This is a genomic window from Porphyrobacter sp. MBR-155, assembly GCF_040547625.1.
Taxonomy (GTDB): Bacteria; Pseudomonadota; Alphaproteobacteria; order Sphingomonadales; family Sphingomonadaceae; genus Erythrobacter.
The window spans coordinates 266,813-287,119 of the sequence record NZ_JBEPQB010000001.1 but is presented as its reverse complement, the minus strand read 5'-3'; the positions used below and the strand labels follow the sequence as shown (position 1 = coordinate 287,119).

Here is a 20,307-nt window from a genome sequence, read left to right as displayed (position 1 = left end):
CCTTTGGGTGCGCGGCAATTGGCTGTTAGGGGGCCGCCATGCTTACCATCGACGGAGTCACAGTGCGGCTTGGCGGCCGGGCCATTCTTGAACGCGCCAGTGCGACTGTGCCGGTTGGCGCGCGCGTTGGCCTGATTGGCCGCAATGGCGCGGGCAAATCCACGCTGATGAAAGCGCTGATCGGCGAGATCGAGCCGGATGACGGCGAAATCACCAAACCCGCGCGCGCGCGGATCGGCTATATCGCGCAGGAAACGCCGAGCGGCAGCATGACCCCCGAACAGGTCGTGCTCGCCGCCGCGACCGAGCGGGCGCAGCTGCTGGCGGAGCTGGAAACCTGCACCGACATGGACCGCATGGGCGATGTCCACGAACGCCTGTTGGCGATTGACGCCTACAGCGCCCCTGCCCGCGCGGCCAAAATCCTCAACGGTCTCGGCTTTGACGACGAGATGCAGCAACGCCCCGTCGACAGTTTTTCCGGCGGTTGGAAAATGCGCATCGCGCTCGGCGCGCTGCTGTTTTCCGAACCTGACATCCTGCTGCTTGACGAACCTTCCAACCACCTCGATCTCGAAGCGACGCTGTGGTTGGAGAACTTCCTCAAGTCTTACCCCGCCACGCTGGTGGTGATCAGCCACGAACGCGATCTGCTCAACAAGGTGGTCGACCATATCCTGCACCTGCAAGGCGGGCAGTTGACGCTGTATCCCGGCGGGTATGACGCATTTGAAAAACAGCGCGCCGAACGCGCCGCGCAGCTCGCCTCGGCCAAGGTGTCGCAGGATGCGCAGCGTGCGCGCCTTCAGGATTACGTCGCCCGCAACTCAGCGCGCGCCTCCACCGCCAAGCAGGCGCAATCGCGCGCCAAGATGCTCGCCAAAATGCAGCCGATCGCGGCGCTGATGGAAGACCCGACGCTGAGTTTCGATTTCCCCGATCCGTCAGAGATGCGATCACCGATGATCACGCTGGAACAGGCGGCGGTGGGATACGGCGAAGCACCGCCGATCCTCAAGCGGCTGAATTTCCGGATCGAGGCGGATGACCGGATCGCGCTGTTGGGCCGCAACGGCAATGGCAAGACCACGCTGGCGCGCCTGCTCGCATCGCAGCTGGCCCCGGCAGAAGGCGCGGTCAATGCGCCGGGCAAGCTCAAGGTCGGATATTTCACGCAGTATCAGGTCGAAGAACTGGCGGGTGAGGACACTCCGCTCGATCTGATGACCCGCGCGATGGAGGGGCAATCGCCCGGCGCCGTGCGCGCGCAACTGGGCCGCTTCGGCTTTTCGGGCGCAAAGGCACAGACGCGGGTTGAGAAGCTTTCGGGCGGGGAACGTGCGCGGCTTGCGCTGGCGCTGATCACGCGCGACGCGCCGCATCTGCTGATCCTCGACGAGCCGACCAACCACTTGGATGTCGACGCGCGTGAGGCGTTGGTGCAGGCGCTCAACGCCTATACCGGCGCGGTGATCCTGATCAGCCACGATCGCCATATGGTGGAACTCACCGCCGACCGGCTGGTGCTGGTCGATGGCGGCACCGCGCGCGAATATGCGGGCAGCATGGATGATTACATCGACTTCATCCTTGGCCGGAAGCCGAAGGGTGAGGGGGTCAAAGGCAACAGCGCAGGCAGCAAGCCGGGCGCGCCAAAGACCATGGCCGAGACGCGCTATGCCCAATCGCAGCTGGAAAAGGCCGACAATGTGCTGGCCCGTGCGTCTGCCGAGGTCGAGCGGCTCGACGCGCAGATTGTGGCCGCGAGCAGCGCTGCGCAGGGGCAGGCCGGGGCAAAACTGCAAGACTTGCTGACGGCGCGCGCCAAGGCTGCGGATGCGCTGGCCGCAGCCGAACAGGCGTGGATGGCTGCGGGCACGGTGGTTGAAGCGCTGGAGGGGGTTTAGGGCCTTTCGATAGAACACCGTCACCCCGTGCCTGACACGGGGTTGGGCTTTTATGTGTCCTCGCGAGCGCAAGATAGCCAAGCCCCGTGTCAAGCACGGGGCGACGAAACTGAGTCTTACCCAGCCCCCAACCCATCGCGGAACGCATCGACCAGCCAGCTCGCCGCCGGGCCAAGCCGTGTGTCGCGCCGCCACAGCGCGCTCAGGCGATATTGCGCGCCGGGTTGTTCGGGCAGGTCAAGTTCTACCAGCGTGCCAGCCGCCAGATCGCCCGCCACCATCGCGCGCGGCATATTGCCCCAGCCCAGCCCTTCCTTCAGCAAGGAATGCTTCGCGCCCAGATCGCCCAACCGCCAGGTCAGCGGGCTGAGCACGGAAAACTCGCGCCCCTCGGTCAGCGGGGAACGATCGGTCAGCACCAGTTGTAGGTGGCGGCGGCTTTCCCCCGGCGCGACATCAGCGCGGGCCAAAGGATGATGGGGCGCGGCGACCGGCACCAGCGTGATTTCGCCCACCGCGTGGCGTTCCAGCGCGGGATGATCGCCGATTACCGGGCCGCCGATGGCAAGATCGGCCCCGCCCGCAATCACGCAGGCCGCCACCGCACCCAGCCCTTCGATCCGCAAGGTCAGCGCGCAGGTCGGGAACATCCGTCGGAATTCGCCCAGCACCCGCGCGGTCAACTCGCCCGGCATCATCACATCGACCACCAGCGTCAACGCCGGTTCCTGGCCTGCGTGAAGCGAGTGCGCCTTGGCCACCAGCGCATCCACTCCGTCAGCAATGCCGCGCGCTTCGGCGAGCAAGCCTGCGCCCGCCGGGGTCAGCACCGGGCGGCGCGATCCTTCGCGGTCAAACAGGGTCAGCGCCAGCTGCGCCTCCAGCTGAGCGATGCCGTATGATACCGCAGACACCGCGCGCCCCATCGCCCGCGCCGCGCCGCCAAAGCTGCCATGTTCGGCCACGGCGATGAAGATGCGCAATTGATCGAGGGTGGGTTCACCGAGTTTCATGGTGCATATGTTCAGATTTTCCGAACGTTTTGGCAAGTTTTATCGCACTTATCCGTTTGAATGATTCCTCCTATTTCCTGTTTCAACAGACAGGAGAACCGTCATGATCGAACTGCGACCCTTCAACACGCTTGGCGCGGCCAACCACGGTTGGCTGGATGCGCGGCACCATTTTTCCTTTGCCAGCTACCACGATCCCGCCCGCGTCCACTGGGGCGCATTGCGGGTGTGGAACGATGACAGGATCGCCGCAGGCACGGGCTTTCCCACCCACCCGCACAGCGACATGGAAATCATCACCTATGTCCGCACCGGCGCGATTACCCACCGCGACAGCATGGGCAACGAAGGCCGCACCGAAGCGGGCGATGTCCAGGTGATGAGCGCTGGCACCGGTGTGCGCCATTCGGAATACAACCTTGAAAATGGCGAAACCACGCTGTTCCAGATCTGGATCATCCCCGATCAACGCGGCGGCGAACCCAGCTGGGGTGCGCGGCAGTTTCCCAAGGACAGCCGCAACGGCGCGTTCGTGGCGCTGGCCAGCGGGGCGGCGAATGATGATGATGCGTTGAAGATACGCGCCGATGCCCGTGTGCTGGGCGCGACGATAAGGGCGGGTGAAAGCGTGACCTACACGCCGATCCGCTCTGACCGTCACCTCTACCTCGTCCCCGCCACCGGCAAGGTGCGGATCGGTGAGGTTGAAGCCAACGCACGCGACGGGGTGGCGATTACGCAATTGGATAGCGTGACCATCACCGCAATCGAAAACAGCGAAGTGGTGCTGGTCGACGCAGCGTAATTTCCCCCCGGAGCCGGCTGGCCCCTCCCCCCCAGCCAGCCGGCTCCACCCCCTGTTTCCAAAATCGAAGGAATCCCCCGATGAGCAATATTCTCTACATCACCGCCAGCATCCGTTCGGACAGCGACAGCATCTCGCGCGGGCTGGGTCAGCGCGTTGTCGATGGCCTTGCCGCCAAGTCCGGCGCAGGCGTCACCACCCGCAATCTCGCCGCGAATGATCTGCCGTTCGTGAGCGCCGAACGGTTCGGCGCAAACCTCACCCCGGCGGCGGATCGCACTCCGCAACAGGCCGACCTTGCCGCCATCGCCGATACGCTGATTGCCGAATTGCAGGCGGCAGACACCATCGTGATCGCCAGCCCGGTGTATAATTTCGGTCCGCCTGCGACGCTCAAGGCTTGGGCCGATCTGGTGGCCCGCGCCGGCACCACCTTCCGTTACACCGCGACCGGGCCTGAAGGCCTGCTGACCGGCAAGAAAGCCTACATCACCATCGCCAGCGGCGGCACCCCGATGGGCAGCGATATTGATTTCATGAGCCGCTGGCTGATATTCTTCCTCGGCTTCCTTGGTATCACCGATGTCACGATGGTCGCCGCCGACGGGATCATGGGCGAAGACGGCGAGAGCAAGATTACCACTGCACACGAACAGGCGGCCAGGATCGCTGCCTGATCCGACCACCAGACGCAACAGGAGAACCACAATGACCAATCACACCAACCCCGCAGCCCCGATTTTCGGCTTTCTGCCACAAGACGCGGTGGCGCTGGTCGCCCGGCTGCTGCTCGCCGCGATCTTTCTGATCGCCGGCGTAGGCAAGATCGCGACGATCGAGGCCACCACCGGCTACATCGCCAGCATGGGCCTGCCATTTGCCGAAGTGATTACCTATGCCACCATCGCATTGGAAGTCGGCGGGGCTGTTTTGCTGATCGCGGGATATCAGACCCGCGCCGCCGCCGCCGCGCTGGGCCTTTTCAGCATCGCTGCAGCAATCATCTTCCACGCTGACTTCGCCGACCAGATGCAGTTCACCAGCTTCCTCAAGAATCTCGCGATTGCAGGCGGGATGTTCCAGGTGGTCGGCTTTGGCCCGGGGCGCTTCTCCATGGACCGGGGCTGACCCGCATCAGCCGATAAATTGGCCGGGAGGTAGCCGGGAAAAGCGGGGGATCCAGCCTTCGCTTGACCCGCCCTAGGCCCCCTCTAGGCCCGTCCTGCCCGGTGTTTCACGTGAAACATTGGGGCCTTATACCAGCGCGCTGAGATGCTGGCGCATCACGCGTTGGAATTGCTCAGGCGCCGCACGGGCTTACCCAAAGCGCGATGAGTCAGACTCATCGCGCTTTGGGTCATAGCCTTGGCCGCACCAGCAACGGTTTGAAGATGTTGCGGCTGGGGCGCACCACGATGATCGCCACGCCGATGATCGCCAGCGCCCCGCCCGCCAATAAAGGCCAGCCGATCGCATCCCCCGTCAGCCACGCCCCGAACCCGATCGTCAGCAGCGGGGTCAGCAGGGTCAGCGGCACGATCAGGTTGGCATCATGGGCCTGCAACAGCTTGAAATAGGCCGAATGCGCGCCGATTGAAACGACCACACCGGCAAACACCACGCACCCGGCAATTGCCAGCGGCGCGGCGCGGATCGCGTCCAACTGCCCGGTTTCAAACGTGAATGTCACCGGCAGCATGATGGCGAATGATATCAGCGCCGCCCACGCCTGAAGCGCCACCGCGCCGATTGCGATGCGCTTCACAAACACCGATCCGAGCGACCCGATCAGCACGCCGCAAAAGGCCAGTGCCAGCCCCGCAAAGCTGCTGCCCTCAGCCGGTGAACCCATCGCAAGGCCCACCCCGCCCAGCGCCAGCGCCATCCCGATGCCGCGTCGCCAGCGCACCTGCTCGCCCAGAAAAAGCACCGCGAACAACACCGTCATCGGCGCACCGGCCAAGGTCACGACCCCTACCGCCGATGGGGTTGCGGATTGCAAACCCATGAATTGCAGCGCGAAACTGCCCCCGCTAATGGCAAAGCCGATCGCCAGCACCACTGGCAAACGTGCCGGGATCTGGCGCAGCAGGGGGAACAATACCACCAGCACAATGCCCGATCGCAGCACGGTGTAGAACAGCGGCGGCAGGCCCAGCGTGCTGACCGCGATCTTGCTGACCACGACATTCATCGCCCAGGCGACATTGCAGAACAGCAAGATCCCCAGCGCGGAGGCGGGCAGGTTGGCGGGCATCAGCGGGCGGTGTCGCCAAACACCTCATGCACCACCGCATCGGGCAGGCTGCCGCGCAATTCGTCGCGCCACACTGTCGCCGCCGCATCCGACGGCGCGCGCCAATCCCCACGCGGTGACAGCGCGCCTTGGGATGAGACTTTCGGCCCATTGGGCAGCGCCGAGCGTTTGAACTGCGAAAAGCCGAAGAACCGCGCGCAAAACTTGTCGAGCCAGTGCGCGATGGTCGCCAGCGAATATTCGCTGCGCCCCTCCGCCGGGAAGCCCGCAGGCCACAGCCCTTCCTCGCGCGCTTTCCACGCGTGCCACGCCAGAAACGCGACCTTGCCGGGCCGCTGGCCATAGCGGATCACGTGATGGAGGAAGAAATCGTTGAGTTCATACGGGCCAACCAGTTCCTCGGTCGATTGCACCGCGCCGTCCGCTCCCGGTGGCACCAGTTCGGGCGAAATCTCGGTATCCAGCACCGCGCCGAGCACTTCGCCGCAGGCATCGGTGAATTGCCCGGTCTGGATAACCCAGCGGATCAGATACTGGATTAGCGTTTTGGGAACGCCCGAATTGACCGCGTAATGGCTCATGTGATCGCCCACGCCATAGGTGCACCAGCCCAGCGCCAACTCGCTGAGGTCGCCGGTGCCGATAACAAAACCGCCATGCTGCCCCGCCAGCCGGAACAGATAATCGGTGCGCAGGCCCGCCTGCACGTTTTCAAAGGTCACATCATGCACCGGCTCGCCCTGCGCAAAGGCGTGGCCGATATCCTCGAGCATTCGCCGCGCGGCAGGGGTAATGTCGATCTCGCCCGCGGTAATTTCCATCGCTGCCATCAGCCGGTGGGCATTCCCCTTGGTGTGATCCGAGGTGCCGAAACCGGGCATGGTATAACCGCGAATGGTGGTGCGCGGCAGACCGAGCCGGTCGCACGCCTTGGCCGCCACGATCAGCGCGTGGGTGCTGTCCAGCCCGCCCGAAATGCCAATCACCAGGCTTTTCGCGCCCGTCGCCTCGATCCGCCGCATCAGCGCATCGACCTGAATATTGAACGCCTCGTAACAATCCTCGTCCAGCTTATCGGGCCGGTTGGGGACGAAGGGGAATCGCCGGATCTCACGGACAAGCCCGACATCGCCAGGCGCATAGGCGTGTTCGAACACGATCCGGCGATAGCTGTCTTCGGGGCGGCCCGCTGCCTCAGCCGCATCGGCAAAGGTCTGATTGCGCAGGCGTTCAGCAGCGATCCGGTCAGTGTCGATATCGGCCACGCACAGCTCGCCAGATCGGTCGAACCGCGCGCTTTGCGCCAGAAGGTCGCCCATTTCGTAGATCACGCCCTGCCCGTCCCACGCCAGATCGGTGGTGCTTTCGCCATGCCCGCTAGCCGAATAGACATAGGCGGCGATGGCGCGGCTGGCAGACGAGCGGCAGTGCAGATGGCGATCATCCGCGCGCCCGATGGTGACGGGCGAGGCCGAAAGGTTGCACAGGATCAGCGCGCCCGCCATCGCCGCCGTCATCCCCGGCGGGATCGGCGCCCAGAAATCCTCGCAGATTTCGACGCCGAACCGGAAGCCCGGCAGGTTCGCCGCAGCAAAGATCAGATCGGTGCCAAACGGCACTTCCTCCCCAGCCACCCCGATCCACAAATCGGTGCAACCGCGCCCGTGGGCAAAATGGCGCTTTTCATAAAACTCGCGGTAATTGGGCAGGAAGCTTTTGGGCACCACGCCCAGCACCTGCCCGCCCGCGATCACCACGGCGCAATTATACAGCTTGTCCGCACGGCGCAGCGGTGCGCCCACCACCAGCACCGGGTTGAGATCGGCCGAAGCCGCGACCACCTCGGCCAGCGCCTGCTCCACCCGCTCGATCAGCGCGTGTTGCAGCAGCAGATCGTCGATCGCGTAAGATGACAGTGTGAGTTCGGGGAACACCACCAGATCAACGCCCGCCGCGTGCGCCTTCTCCGCCTCGGCCAGCACGCCTGCGGTGTTATAGGCGACATCAGCCGGGCGGCTGCACGGGGTCGCGGTGGCCACGCGAACAAAGCCGTGTTCGTGCATATCGAAAAAGGGGTGCGAGTTATCGCTCATGGTTCGCGCGCGCTCCGGATGGCTGTCGCACCGGCTCTAGCGGGGAATCCCCGGCGTTCCTAGCGATGCGATAAAAGTCCTGCTTTGCGCCCCACAAGCCATTCGATTGCACCGATATGCTTGCACCTTGATCGGCCAAGGCGCAAATGTTGCCGCAACAACAACAGGAGCCGCAATCATGGCCGACGCCACCTATACCCCGCCCGCTGTCTGGAACGCCGATACGGTTTCGGGCGGACGCTTCGCCAGCATCAACCGCCCGACCGCGGGCGCGCGTGAGGAACGCGATTTGCCGGTGGGGGAGCACCCCTTCCAGCTCTATTCGCTCGCCACGCCCAACGGGGTGAAGGTGACGGTAATGCTCGAAGAACTGATCGAAGCCGGACACGCGGGCGCGGAATATGATGCATGGACGGTCAATATCGGCAGCGGCGACCAGTTCACCAGCGGGTTTGTCGCCGCGAACCCCAATTCCAAAATCCCCGCCTTGATCGATCGTAGCGGGCCGCAGCCGTTCCGGGTATTTGAAAGCGGGGCGATTCTGGTGCACCTCGCCGAAAAATTCGGCGCCTTCCTGCCCACCGATCCGCAGGCCCGCGCCGAAGTGCTCAGCTGGGTGTTCTGGCAGGTTGGCACCGGCCCGTTCATCGGGGGTGGGTTTGGCCATTTCTACGCCTATGCTCCGGAAAAATACGAATATCCGATCAACCGCTATGCAATGGAAACCAAGCGGATTTTCGATGTCGCAGATAAACGGCTCGGCGAAACCCGCTTCCTGGCGGGCGATGAATATACCATCGCGGATATCGCCAATTTCCCGTGGCTTGCGCCCTTTACCACTGGCGAAATCTACAACGACGCCAAGACCTTTCTCAGCATCGACGAATACAAAAACGTCGGCCGCTGGGTAAATGACATCTATGCGCGCCCCGCTGTCAAACGCGGGCGAATCGTCAACAAGGTGTGGGGCGATGAGGATACCCAGCTAGTAGAACGCCATTCAGCCGCAGATTTCATCGGCAAGCGGCTGGGATAGCCGGATCAGAAAGGGGGCAAACAGCCACGTTCGCCCCCTTCACATCCTGATCGGACACGCTATAGAGCGCCGCTCTTGCTGGGGTGTAGCCAAGCGGTAAGGCACCGGTTTTTGGTACCGGCATGCGCAGGTTCGAATCCTGCCACCCCAGCCATCAGCAGTAGCAGACAGTCGTGATAGCCCGCCAGCATGGGCGCATTCGAACGTGACGTCACATCGCGCGAATCATCGCGATAGCCTCTGCGCTGTCCCATTCGTAAGCGCCCGTCACCCGCAACACTTCTCGCCCCTGCGCATCGAACAGGATCGTCAGCGGCAGCAGGCCTTCGGGCGAAAACTGCGCCGACATCTGCGCATCGGGATCGAGCCACGGTTCGAGCCGGGCAAAGCCTTGCTGCGCAAAGAACGGCGTCACCGCATCGGCCCCGCGCAGATCCTGGCTGATGGTGATGACCCTGACCTCGCCCTCCAGTTCACCCGCGAGCGCGTCGAGCTGCGGCATTTCCACCACGCAGGGCGCGCACCATGTCGCCCACAGGTTGATCAGCACCGGGCCATCTTGCGCCGCCAGATCAAGCACCGCGCCTGCCGGGTCGGTAAATTGCATCGCCGGAAGCGGGCTTCCGGCAAAGCTGCGCACCACCGTGCCAGCGGGCGCGGAATTGACTTCGCGCGCGCCCGGTTGCGCTGGCGCGTCGGCGGCCCTATCGCAAGCCCCCAGCAGCAGGAGCGGAATTGCGAGAATGAGCGACGAGCGGGACATGACAGGCTCCGATAATGGTGCAGCAAACGCGATGTGGGGCGGGCGTTTCGCCGCTGGCCCTAGCGCGATCATGCGCGAAATCAACGCCTCGATCCCGTTCGACAAAGCGCTGTGGCAACAGGACATCGCCGCGTCCAAAGCCCACGTCGCCATGCTGGGCGCGCAAGGGATTGTTTCGTCTGAGGATGCCGCCACGATCAGCGCGGGGCTGGATATAGTCGCCGCCGAATATGCCGCCAACGGCGCGCCCGAGGATTGGGATCTCGAAGACATCCACATGACCACCGAAGCGCGGCTGGCCGAATTGGTCGGCGCGGTTGCGGGTCGCTTGCACACCGCGCGCAGCCGCAACGATCAGGTGGCGACCGATTTCCGCCTGTGGGTGCGCGATGCGATTGACCAGATGGACGCAGGGCTGGCGGGATTGCAAACCGCGCTTGTCACCCGCGCGGGCGAGCACGCCGACAGCATCATGCCCGGCTTCACCCACCTGCAAACCGCGCAGCCGGTAACGCTGGGCCACCATCTGATGGCCTATTTCGAAATGCTGCGGCGTGATCGTTCGCGGCTGTCCGATGCGCGCGCGCGGATGAACCAATCCCCGCTCGGTTCGGCAGCGCTGGCAGGCACCGGCTTTCCGATTGACCGCGATGCGACCGCGCAGGCGCTGGGGTTTGACGCGCCGACCGCCAATTCGCTGGACGCCGTATCCGACCGCGATTTCGCGCTCGATTTTCTCTACGCCTGCTCCACCTGCGCGCTGCACCTGTCGCGGCTGGCCGAAGAACTGATCCTGTGGGCAAGCCAGCCGTTCGGCTTCATCCGCCTGCCCGATAGCCTTTCGACCGGCTCATCAATCATGCCGCAAAAGAAAAACCCCGATGCCGCCGAACTGGTGCGTGGGCATTCGGGCCGGGTGATCGGCGCGCTGACCAGCCTGATGATCACCATGAAAGGCCTGCCGCTCGCCTATTCCAAGGATATGCAGGACGATAAGCCCCCGGTGTTCGAGGCCGCCAGCCTGATGGCGCTGAGCATCGCGGCGATGACGGGGATGATTGCGCAAAGCACCTTCAACACCGCCCGGATGCGCGCGGCGGCCGAGCTTGGCTATGCCACCGCCACCGATCTGGCCGATTGGCTGGTGCGCGCAGCCGGCATTCCGTTTCGTGAGGCGCACCATATTACCGGCGCTGCGGTAAAGCTGGCGGAAAGCCGGGGCGCGGCGCTCGATGCGCTTTCGCTGGCTGATTTACAGGCGATTGATGCGCGGATCGATCAAAGCGTCTATGCTGCGCTGTCGGTTGATGCCTCGGTCGCGGCGCGTGCCTCCTATGGCGGAACCGCGCCCGATCAGGTTCGGTTGCAGGTGGCCCGCGCGCGCGCTGCGCTGGGGATGGAGGAATGATGCGGATCGCGATTTTCATCGGGCTCGCCGCCCTGCTCGCCGGATGCGGCACCCCTGCACCGCTGACCCCGCCCCAAGGCGCAACCCTGCCGACCGCTCCTTACGGCGCGCTTACCAAGCCAACCGCCGAAGAACTGCTGCGCCGCGATGCGCTCGCCGCGCCCGAACGCAGCGTGGAACTGCGCCGCCGATCAGAAGAACGGCAGGACGACCCCTTCGATCTCCCCCCCGAATAAAGCGAACCCGATGGACCATTTTGCGATTTCGAACGGTGTGATGCACGCCGAAAACGTGCCGCTGCCACAGATTGCCGATGCGGTCGGCACCCCGGTCTATGTCTATTCGCGCGCCACGCTGGAACGCCACGCGCGGGTGTTTCGCGAGGCGCTGGCGGATGTGCCTGATAAGCTGATCGCGTTCGCGGTCAAATCCAACCCCAACCTCGCGGTGCTCAAGGTGCTGGAGCGTTGCGGTATGGGCGCCGACGTGGTGTCTGTGGGCGAAATGCGCCGGGCGCTTGCAGCGGGAATCGCGCCCGACATGATTGTGTTCTCAGGCGTGGGCAAGACCGCCGCCGAGATGATCGCCGCGCTCGACGCCGGGATCGGGCAGTTCAATATCGAAAGCGAGGAAGAGGGCTTAGAGCTTGCCGAAATCGCTGCCGCCAAGGGTGTGACGGCGCAATGCACGCTGCGCATCAATCCCGATGTCGATGCGGGCACCCATGACAAGATTTCGACCGGCAAGGCCGATAACAAATTCGGCGTTCCGATCAGCGAAGCAGGCCAGATTTTCGGCAAGCTGGCGGGCCTGCCGGGGGTAAACCTGCGCGGGGTGGCGGTGCATATTGGCAGCCAACTGGCTGATCTTGCTCCGCTTGAGGCCGCATTTGAAAAGCTTGGCGCGCTGGTTGCGGCGCTGCGCGGCGCGGGGCATACGATTACCCATGTCGACCTTGGCGGCGGGCTTGGCGTGCCTTACCGGGTGGGCGAAGTGCTGCCTCAGCCTGCCGAATACGGCGCGATGGTGGCGCGGGTGACGCGGGACTGGGGGGTCAAGCTGATCTTTGAACCGGGGCGGGTGATCGCGGGCAATGCCGGGGTGCTGTTGACGCGGGTGGTGCGGGTGAAGCGCGGGATCAATGATCCCTTCGTGATCGTCGATGCGGCGATGAATGATCTCGCCCGCCCGGCGCTTTACGGGGCCTATCACCATTTCGAGGCGGTGGAGCCTTCGGGCGCGCGGATGACCGCCAATATCGTCGGCCCGATCTGCGAAACCGGCGATACCTTTGCGATGGGGCGCGAATGCGACAAGTTGGATGCGGGCGATCTGGCGGTGTTCCGCACCGCGGGCGCTTACGGCGCAACCATGGCGTCATCCTACAATTCGCGCGGCTTTGTGGCCGAAGTGCTGGTGGATGGCGACAGGTTCGCGGTGGTGGCCGACCGGATCGAAGCGGGCGCGATCATGGATGCCGAACGCGTGCCCGAATGGCTCGCCTGAGCCGCCAATGAGCACAATCGCCAGCCTGCCGCTGTTCCACCAGATCACCGGGCAAAATGTGCTGGTGCTGGGCGAAGGGCCGGCTGCCGAACCGAAACGGCGGCTGGTGGAACGGGCTGGCGGGGTGGTGGTGGATGATCTGGCACGGGCGGTTGATGAAGGGGTGCGAATCGCCTTTATCGCCTATGATGATGCCCGTGCCTGCGAGGTTGCAGCGATCAATGCACGCTGCGCCGGAATGTTGGTCAATGTCGTCGACCGGCCAGAATTATGCGATTTTACAACACCTTCCATCCTTGATCGCAGCCCCTTGCTGGTCGCGATTGGCACGGGCGGCGCGTCTGCCGGGCTGGCGAAACACGTAAGGCTGCGGCTGGAGCGGGTGTTGCCCGCGACGCTGGGGCTGCTAGCGCGGGCGCTGGAGGCGGCACGTCCGGCGCTGCGGCGGCGCTTCCCTGACGGGGCCGAACGGCGGCGCGCGGTGGATGCGGCCTTGCGGGAGGGCTGCGCGCTTGACCCGCTAAATACGCAATCTTTTGAGCGGGTTGAGGCGTGGCTGGCTGGCGAGGCTGAGGCTCAGACGGGAGCGATTTTTGACCTCACGCTCACCAGCGCAGACCCCGACGACCTGACCCTGCGGCAGGCGCGATGGCTGGGCGAAGCGGATGTGTTGGTACTGGACGGCGCGGTGCCGCCAGCCATTCTGGCCCGTGCCCGCGCCGATGCTGCGCGGCGGATGTTGGGCGCAAATGAGGGGGGTCAAGCGGGGGTCAAGCAGGAGTCTGGGCCGACCAAGCAGGGGTCAAGACGGGGCAAGGCAGGGTCTAGAACGGGCAAGGAGGGGTCTAGCCTTGCGAGCCTCGATTCAACCGCCAATTTTCAGGCTGACAACGCCCACCCAACCGGCCTCACCCTGATTCTGCGTTGGCGCCCCGATCTGTTGGACGATGCCTAAGTCGCCAATTCAACCGGCGTGCGAAGCTGTGCGAAATAGCCCGCCATCGCAGTGATCGCCTTGTCGCTCAGCGCGATGAACGCCCGCCGCTTGTCCGCCGGATCGGGCACCCGCATGAAAATGCCGCTTTCAACCATCTGCGTCAGCCAGCGCAGCGCGGTGGTCGCCGGAACGCCCGCTGCGATACATAGCGAAGTGACCGAGACCTGCGCCCCTTCACCATGCGCGGCGGTGAGATCGAGCAGCATGTCCCACGCCGGATCGCCGAACAGTGCCGGATCGAAAAACTGCCCACGCGCCTGACGGTTGGCAATAATCTGCCGCACCATGCGCGGATCGGGCAGCGCCGCCTGCCCCCGCGCTTCGCCAAAGCCATGCGCGCTTTCCTGCGGGTGAAAATCACGCTTCAATTCACCAAGCCCGCCCGCGCCCTTAGATGGCGGCGCTGTGTGGGATATCCGATCGAGCGAATGGGCAATCGCTTCGACCTGCTGCGACAGGCGCAGCAGGGCCACGCGGTCTTCCTCCCCCATTTCGCGCACCCGCGCCGCGACCGCTTCGCCCATCACCCGGCCCACCGCAATCAGGCGTTCAGCGCGGCTGGGCGACACCAGAATCTGCGGCGCGGATTGATCCAGCACCGCAAACACATAATCCAGCCCCGCCATATTGGTCGCCGCGATCAGTTTCGCCCCTGTCCGCGCTACCCGCGTATCAAGCATCTTCAGCCCATCCAGCATCGCCCCATCCAGCCCGTGCGGGCCATCTGCCGGGCAATGGACCACCTTTACATTACCAAGCAGCGCTATCGGCCCATCGATCAGCGCGGCCACCGATCCGCCGTCGATGCTGCGGAACCCTGCTTCACCCAGATCAGCGGCAATCTGCGCCCGCACACCCGCATCACCGCCATAAATCGTCACCCTTGCGGGCGGCCCGGCGGCATCGCGGGCGCTGTCATAGGAAAAATCAGCTTGTTTCGAAACGTCGTTCGACATGGGTGCGACTCCAACGATGTCAGAACAAGAATAGAACAAAATCAATTCAGGTCAAGAATTTCACCCCCACCCACCGATTTCGGGCAGCCCGGATTGAACCTTTCCGTGGCTGTGAGAGACTACTGTTGTGATGAACAATTCTCCCCACCCTGACCCCGCCCCCAATTCCGGCGCGATTTTTGACGAATTGCTGGTGCTGCTGGTGGCGCAGGGTGATGGCCGCGCGATGGAGCGGCTCCATGCGCGCTGGAACCCGCGGCTGGCGCGTGCGGCGCTGCGCTATACCGGCGATGCCGAAATCGCGCGCGATCTGGTGCAGGAATGCTGGATCGGGATCTGGAAAGGTATCACCCGGCTGCGCGATCCGGCACGGTTTCGCAGCTATGCCTTTGGCGTGCTGCACCGCAAGGGCGCGGATTTCCTGCGCGCCGCGATCCGCGAGCGTGCCAGGGAGTCCGGCCATGCGCTGGATGATCAATCCGAACCGCCCGCCGCGCCCCAGCAGGGTGACAGCATCGCGTTGCAGCAGGCCTTTGGCGCGCTGCCGCCCGATCAGCGGTTCGCCGCCCATCTGTATTTTGTCGAGGGCCTGACCCTGCGCGAAATCGCCGACGCCGCAGGCATTGCTGAAGGCACCGCCAAAAGCCGCCTGTTCCACGCCCGCCGCAAATTGAAGGTTGCACTGGGCGAATCCCAACCCGAACCTACCCACGGAGACACACTATGAATAGCAATGACCAACGGATCGCCGCCGCGCTTGATGCCGACGATCACGCCTTCCTCGCCAGCCTCGATTCGGATCGCGGCATGTTCCAGCAAATCGGCGACAGCTGGAAAGGGCCGCTGGGCGGCTGGGCCAAGCTGGGCTTTGTGTTCGCCATCGCCATCGGCCTGGGGCTTGCCTATTGCATCTATCGCGCAGTGACCGCCGAAGGCACCGATGCCATCCTTGGCTGGGGGCTGAGTTCGCTCGCGCTGCTGATCATGCAGGGCTTTCTGAAGCAATGGATGTTCGAGCGGGTGAATATGCTGACCGTGCTGCGCGAAGTGAAGCGGTTGCAGGTGCAGATCGCGATGCTGAACGAAAAGGATCGCTGATCGCGGGTCAGGGCCTGATTTCGATCACCGTGCCATCGGGCACGATCCGCCACAGCTCCTCAATCTCAGCATTGGAGAACGCGATGCAGCCATTGGTCCAATCGCCCGGCATCCGGCCCATCGGCAGCGCGTTAGGCTGCCCGTGGAGGAAGATTTCGCCGCCGGGCGATCGGCCATAGGCCTGCGCAAAGGCGCGGTCAGCGGGCGCGGGGTATGATATTTTGAGGCTGAGGTGAAACGCGCTGGCGGGATTGCGCGTTTCGATCACATAGCGGCCTTCGGGCGTGCGTTCGTCGCCTTCGAACTGCTTGTGCCCCTGCGGCTGACCGCCGAATTGCAAGCCGCGCCAGACCTTGACCGGCTGGCCGCCTGCATAGCCGATCATCAGCCGTTCGGATTTGTCGACCAGCAGGTAATCAACATAAGTAAAGGCGCGTTGCGGCGCGATCTGATCGCCGCTGCGCGCCCATAAAGGCACCGCCGACGGCAGCGCCCCCGCGCAGGCGGCAAGGGCAAGGACAGCAAGGGCAGCGCGGCGGATCATCCGGGCAGGATAACCCCGCAACGCCCCGGCGATCAATCCACAAACGGATCCCGCATCAAAATCGTGTCGTCCCGCTCGGGCGAGGTTGACACCAGCGCCACCGGGCATTCGATCAATTCCTGAATCCGCTGGATATACTTGATCGCGTTGGCGGGCAGATCGGCATAAGAACGCGCGCCCGCTGTGCTCTCGCTCCAACCGGGCATATCTTCGTAAATCGGTTCGCATTCGGCCTGATCGGCGGCGTGGCTGGGCAGGTAATCATACACCTTCCCGCGCAGCCGGTACCCGGTGCAGATGCTGACCCGCTCCATCCCGTCGAGCACGTCGATCTTGGTCAGCGCAATCCCGGTGACGCCCGAAATCGCGCAGGATTGGCGCACCAGCACCGCATCGAACCAGCCAACGCGCCGCTTGCGCCCGGTGACGGTGCCGAATTCGTGGCCGCGTTCGCCCAGCCTTTGGCCGATATCGTCCTCCAACTCGGTCGGGAACGGGCCAGAGCCGACGCGGGTTGTGTAGGCTTTGACGATCCCCAGCACAAAACCGGTCGAATTGGGGCCAAGCCCACTGCCGCTGGCCGCGGTGCCGCTGACGGTGTTGGACGATGTGACAAACGGATAGGTGCCGTGATCGACATCGAGCAGCACCCCTTGAGCGCCTTCAAACAGGATTTTCGCGCCCGCGCGGCGCACCTTTTTCAACCGTTTCCACACCGGCTGGGCAAAGCGCAGCACAAACGGCGCGATTTCACGCAATTCTTCCAGCAGCGCAGGCCGATCAACCGGCGGCTGGCCGAACCCTGCGAGCAAGGCATCGTGATGCGCGCACAGCCGGTCAAGCTGCGGGTCGAGCGAATCGAGATGCGCCAGATCGCACACCCGGATCGCGCGGCGGCCAACCTTGTCTTCATACGCCGGGCCGATCCCGCGCCCGGTGGTGCCGATCTTGCCCTTGCCCGCCGCAGTCTCTCGCAAGCCATCCAGATCGCGGTGCAGCGGCAGGATCAGCGGGCAGTTGTCCGCCACCGCCAGGTTCTCGTCAGTGATCGCAATGCCCTGGCCTTCGAGCTTCTTCACCTCGTCGCGCAGCGCCCACGGATCGAGCACCACGCCATTGCCGATCACCGACAGCGTGCCCGACACGATCCCCGAAGGCAGCAGGCTGAGTTTATAGGTCGTGCCGTCAATCACCAGCGTATGCCCGGCATTGTGCCCGCCCTGAAAGCGCACGACCACGTCGGCGCGGCTGGCGAGCCAGTCGACAATCTTGCCCTTGCCTTCATCGCCCCACTGGGCGCCGATCACGGTGACGTTGGCCATGTTTATCCTTAGCTGATGGCGGTCTGGTTGGTGGCGCTTGGCCGGGCAGGCGCGTAGGCGTTTGAAGGCGGCAGGGCAAGCGCGCGCAGGCCAAATGCGAAGGCCAATGACGAAGGCCAATGACGAAGGGTTATGGCGGTTGCGCCGTTGGGAACGCATAAGCCACCTGTGAGGAACTGCGATGAACACTTCCGCCAAAGCCATGATAGCCGTTGCCGCCGCCGCTGTGCTGGCGGCCCCGATCCTTGCCCATCCACGCGCGGGCGCACGCCTGCCTGCCGACTGCCGCGAGGAAATTGCCGCGCTGTGCGCGCAGAACGGGCAGCGTGATCGGGCGCAAATGCGCACCTGCCTGCGTGAAAAGGCTGGTGAATTGTCGGAAACCTGCCGCACCGCTTTGCGCGAACGGATGCAGGCACGCGGCGGGCGTGATGGTGCGGCGCGGCACAGCGGCGTCATGGCGCCAATCAACGCTCCTGCCCCGCAAACGCTATCTTATGGCAGCGATCCGTTGCAGGCGCTGGATCTGTGGGTGCCAGAAGGTGCCAAATCCGCGAGGTGGGTCATAAAGGACTTGACAGCATCAAACACAACTTCGGCCTGAGCCTCGGTGTAGGTTGTTTTGGGGTGCATGGTGTCGTTCCGCCAAGCCTGTTTCACATGATATAAATGCGTGTGGCAAGCTGACCATGCATCGCGATCCGCACCTTTTGGCATTTTCTGGATTTCGGCATCAATATCCGAGAGGATGAACCCCCAAACTTTAGATTCAGGATTATCGCGGCCCAGCAACTGAGCCATTCTTTGAACCGCCAGTTCCATTGCGCGCATCAAGTGAAAAACGACTGCGGTGGGCCGTTGTAGAGCAAGGCATTTAGCTGCTTCTGAAATCTCTTCGCTTGAGGTGGGAAAAACATCCTCCACTCGATGGCCAAACGGCGGGTCTTCGTTGTTCAGATAATGAGCGTGCTTCGTTCCCATGACCAAAACCAACCTAGATTGCATCTGGGTGGAAAAATTCATCCGTACCATTTGGAGAGTCCACGATAGTCGCTCAGTGTCACTCTTTGAAAGCGAAACAATGCCTCCAACATCGCCAAAGCCGCGCTCCCAGAGATTTATTGCATAGCGCAACGATTCTTGCGTTGCATCCAAGCTAAGTTCAGAAGCAATGCGCTCAATGTCCTCCAGATCGTCTCTTAGCGTTTGCCAAGGGAACGGCATAAACTGGATATTTAACTCGGTAGCATTTTCTTGAATCTCATGCAGCATCGCGATCATCTGGCCAATGTTTGCGAAGGCTGCAAATGTGCGTCCGGTTATTGATGCGATCATATACCAGAGGTTCCAAATTCGCTTTAAGGCGTTCCTTTAACACCTTACAACCGACTTAGGTATGCCAAGTGAAATAACACTTCTTAATGACGGCGAAAAGGCCAGCCAAGCCCCGGCTCGGGGGCCGGGGCGACGATAACTTCAAAGTTCGCGAACCCCGCCTTCGTCCAGCACAAACCCGCAGCCCAGTGCGCGCGCATCCTCATCCTCGGCCAGCCCCGCGACCGTGCGCCAGCCCTGCGCGCGCAGCGCCGCCGCCGCCGCGCGGTCATGGCCCAGCGGCAGATAGACCATCCGCGCCGCTTCGGGCTGCGGCGCGGCCTCGGCCAGCCGATCAAGATAGAGCGTAAACCCGGTTGCAGGTTCATTGCTCCCCGCGATCCGGTAAGTGCCGCCCCGCCCCGCCGCACGGCGCAACCCATCGGCATAGAGCGTGAACCCGAACCATGACTGGTATTCGAACCCGTGGCGTTCGGTCGGGTCGAGCGTGATGCGGGCCGCATCACCCACCGCCGCTGCAATCGCCGCCAACCCATCGAGCCGCGATTTGAGCGCCCCGCCCGCGTCCACTTCGCGCAAAGCCGCCAGCGCCGTGGCAAACGGCCCGGTGGCATAGAGCAACGGCAGATAGGCCTCACCGCCCGCCGCCTTCAATCCGCCCGCATCCTTGGTATCCAGCTCGCGCCGCACCGCTTCGATGCTGTCGGGCGCGAGAGGCAGGGCGTGGGCGCTCAGCGTATCGACCAGATCAGGCAGCGTGAAATCGACCGAAATCCCGGTCAGCCCGGCGGCCTTCAGCGCCTCAACCGCCAGCATCACCGCCTCGCTTGCGGCGGCAACACTATCCGCGCCGATCAGTTCGGCGCCCAATTGCAGGCGTTCACGCGCGGGATCGAGCTGGCTCGCCTTGATCACCACCGTATCGCCGCAATAGGCGAGCCGCAGCGGGCGCGCGGCACCCGCAAGGCTGGTCGCCGCAATCCGCCCGACCTGCGGGGTGATATCGCTGCGCAGCGCCAGCGTCCGCAGGCTCGCCGGATCGACGAAGCGGAACATCGAGCGCCCTTCACCCTTGGCGATACCTACCATCCGCCCTGCCAACGAGGCTTCGAATTCGAGCAGCGGCGGGCGCACCCGGTCATAGCCGTGGGCATCGAGCACAGCGAGGCAGGCGCGCATCGCCGCCGTAATCCGCGCCGCTTCGGGCGGCAGGCGGTCTTCGAGGCCTTCGGGGAGGAGATCGTTGGGTTTGGTCATTTTCACTCGT

21 protein-coding genes and 1 tRNA gene are annotated in these 20,307 nt (G+C 63.8%); 12 read left to right on the top strand and 10 right to left on the bottom strand.

What is annotated here, in order from left to right:
- Positions 1–38 precede the first annotated feature (38 nt).
- Positions 39–1,907, top strand: a complete 1,869-nt coding sequence (locus tag ABIE62_RS01390; RefSeq protein ID WP_354322899.1) for an ABC-F family ATP-binding cassette domain-containing protein — start codon at positions 39–41, stop codon at positions 1,905–1,907.
- Between the two features lie 116 nt (positions 1,908–2,023).
- Here ABIE62_RS01390 and ABIE62_RS01385 read toward each other — a convergent pair whose 3' ends face one another.
- The gene (locus tag ABIE62_RS01385) at positions 2,024–2,920 is read right to left on the bottom strand and encodes a LysR family transcriptional regulator (RefSeq protein WP_354322897.1); all 897 of its coding nucleotides are present in this window, start codon (positions 2,918–2,920) and stop codon (positions 2,024–2,026) included.
- A gap of 103 nt (positions 2,921–3,023) precedes the next feature.
- Between ABIE62_RS01385 and ABIE62_RS01380 the strand changes: the two genes are divergently transcribed.
- The 3 genes from ABIE62_RS01380 to ABIE62_RS01370 all read left to right on the top strand — a co-directional run bounded on the left by ABIE62_RS01380 (position 3,024) and on the right by ABIE62_RS01370 (position 4,853).
- Complete coding sequence (locus ABIE62_RS01380; protein WP_354322895.1) at positions 3,024–3,725, top strand: pirin family protein; 702 nt, start codon at positions 3,024–3,026, stop codon at positions 3,723–3,725.
- An 80-nt stretch (positions 3,726–3,805) separates the two neighbouring features.
- A complete protein-coding gene (locus tag ABIE62_RS01375) occupies positions 3,806–4,402 on the top strand; it encodes an FMN-dependent NADH-azoreductase (protein ID WP_354322893.1) in 597 nt (198 codons plus the stop codon).
- A 31-nt stretch (positions 4,403–4,433) separates the two neighbouring features.
- Positions 4,434–4,853 (top strand): DoxX family protein, encoded by a 420-nt coding sequence (locus tag ABIE62_RS01370; RefSeq protein WP_354322891.1) that lies wholly within the window; start codon positions 4,434–4,436, stop codon positions 4,851–4,853.
- Between the two features lie 229 nt (positions 4,854–5,082).
- On the opposite strand, the gene ABIE62_RS01365 is transcribed toward ABIE62_RS01370, so the two are convergent.
- Together ABIE62_RS01365 and ABIE62_RS01360 are read right to left on the bottom strand one after the other, a co-directional pair.
- On the bottom strand, positions 5,083–5,982 hold the full coding sequence (locus ABIE62_RS01365) for a DMT family transporter (protein WP_354322890.1): 900 nt from the start codon (positions 5,980–5,982) through the stop codon (positions 5,083–5,085).
- Positions 5,982–8,075 (bottom strand): NAD(+) synthase, encoded by a 2,094-nt coding sequence (locus tag ABIE62_RS01360; protein WP_354322888.1) that lies wholly within the window; start codon positions 8,073–8,075, stop codon positions 5,982–5,984. The genes ABIE62_RS01365 and ABIE62_RS01360 overlap by 1 nt, the downstream gene beginning before the upstream one ends.
- Positions 8,076–8,253: 178 nt before the next feature.
- Here ABIE62_RS01360 and yghU point away from each other — a divergent pair, with 178 nt between their 5' ends.
- A complete protein-coding gene (gene yghU, locus ABIE62_RS01355; RefSeq protein WP_354322886.1) occupies positions 8,254–9,111 on the top strand; it encodes a glutathione-dependent disulfide-bond oxidoreductase in 858 nt (285 codons plus the stop codon).
- Between the two features lie 79 nt (positions 9,112–9,190).
- A tRNA-Gln gene (locus ABIE62_RS01350) sits at positions 9,191–9,265 on the top strand.
- Between the two features lie 57 nt (positions 9,266–9,322).
- Here ABIE62_RS01350 and ABIE62_RS01345 read toward each other — a convergent pair.
- Positions 9,323–9,874, bottom strand: a complete 552-nt coding sequence (locus ABIE62_RS01345) for a TlpA family protein disulfide reductase (protein WP_354322885.1) — start codon at positions 9,872–9,874, stop codon at positions 9,323–9,325.
- A gap of 31 nt (positions 9,875–9,905) precedes the next feature.
- Between ABIE62_RS01345 and argH the strand changes: the two genes are divergently transcribed.
- The 4 genes from argH to ABIE62_RS01325 are packed head-to-tail and all read left to right on the top strand — an operon-like array spanning position 9,906 to position 13,743.
- Entirely contained in the window at positions 9,906–11,282 is a 1,377-nt protein-coding gene (gene argH / locus ABIE62_RS01340; RefSeq protein ID WP_354323035.1) for an argininosuccinate lyase, read from the top strand.
- Entirely contained in the window at positions 11,279–11,518 is a 240-nt protein-coding gene (locus ABIE62_RS01335) for a hypothetical protein (protein WP_354322883.1), read from the top strand. The genes argH and ABIE62_RS01335 overlap by 4 nt, the downstream gene beginning before the upstream one ends.
- Positions 11,519–11,528: 10 nt before the next feature.
- Positions 11,529–12,788, top strand: coding sequence for a diaminopimelate decarboxylase (gene lysA / locus ABIE62_RS01330; RefSeq protein WP_354322882.1), 1,260 nt, complete (start codon positions 11,529–11,531; stop codon positions 12,786–12,788).
- 7 nt (positions 12,789–12,795) lie between these two features.
- Positions 12,796–13,743, top strand: coding sequence for a precorrin-2 dehydrogenase/sirohydrochlorin ferrochelatase family protein (locus ABIE62_RS01325; protein WP_354322881.1), 948 nt, complete (start codon positions 12,796–12,798; stop codon positions 13,741–13,743).
- Here ABIE62_RS01325 and ABIE62_RS01320 read toward each other — a convergent pair.
- Positions 13,740–14,741 (bottom strand): MarR family transcriptional regulator, encoded by a 1,002-nt coding sequence (locus ABIE62_RS01320; RefSeq protein ID WP_354322879.1) that lies wholly within the window; start codon positions 14,739–14,741, stop codon positions 13,740–13,742. The genes ABIE62_RS01325 and ABIE62_RS01320 overlap by 4 nt on opposite strands.
- A 130-nt stretch (positions 14,742–14,871) precedes the next feature.
- On the opposite strand from ABIE62_RS01320, the gene ABIE62_RS01315 reads away from it, so the two are divergent.
- Both ABIE62_RS01315 and ABIE62_RS01310 read left to right on the top strand, forming a co-directional pair.
- Entirely contained in the window at positions 14,872–15,468 is a 597-nt protein-coding gene (locus tag ABIE62_RS01315) for an RNA polymerase sigma factor (RefSeq protein ID WP_354322877.1), read from the top strand.
- Positions 15,465–15,839, top strand: a complete 375-nt coding sequence (locus ABIE62_RS01310; RefSeq protein WP_354322875.1) for a DUF6768 family protein — start codon at positions 15,465–15,467, stop codon at positions 15,837–15,839. The genes ABIE62_RS01315 and ABIE62_RS01310 overlap by 4 nt, the downstream gene beginning before the upstream one ends.
- Positions 15,840–15,846: 7 nt before the next feature.
- Here the strand turns inward: ABIE62_RS01310 and ABIE62_RS01305 are convergent, their stop codons facing one another.
- The 5 genes from ABIE62_RS01305 to ABIE62_RS01285 form a co-directional block, all read right to left on the bottom strand.
- Positions 15,847–16,383, bottom strand: coding sequence for a L,D-transpeptidase family protein (locus ABIE62_RS01305; RefSeq protein ID WP_354322874.1), 537 nt, complete (start codon positions 16,381–16,383; stop codon positions 15,847–15,849).
- Positions 16,384–16,415: 32 nt separating this feature from the next.
- The gene (locus ABIE62_RS01300) at positions 16,416–17,705 is read right to left on the bottom strand and encodes an adenylosuccinate synthase (RefSeq protein WP_354322873.1); all 1,290 of its coding nucleotides are present in this window, start codon (positions 17,703–17,705) and stop codon (positions 16,416–16,418) included.
- Positions 17,706–17,835: 130 nt separating this feature from the next.
- Positions 17,836–18,153: a hypothetical protein gene (locus ABIE62_RS01295; RefSeq protein ID WP_354322872.1), complete on the bottom strand. Its 318-nt coding sequence runs from the start codon at positions 18,151–18,153 to the stop codon at positions 17,836–17,838.
- A 47-nt stretch (positions 18,154–18,200) separates the two neighbouring features.
- Positions 18,201–19,040: a hypothetical protein gene (locus ABIE62_RS01290; protein WP_354322871.1), complete on the bottom strand. Its 840-nt coding sequence runs from the start codon at positions 19,038–19,040 to the stop codon at positions 18,201–18,203.
- Between the two features lie 141 nt (positions 19,041–19,181).
- A complete protein-coding gene (locus ABIE62_RS01285) occupies positions 19,182–20,297 on the bottom strand; it encodes an ATP phosphoribosyltransferase regulatory subunit (RefSeq protein WP_354322869.1) in 1,116 nt (371 codons plus the stop codon).
- Positions 20,298–20,307: the final 10 nt, after the last annotated feature.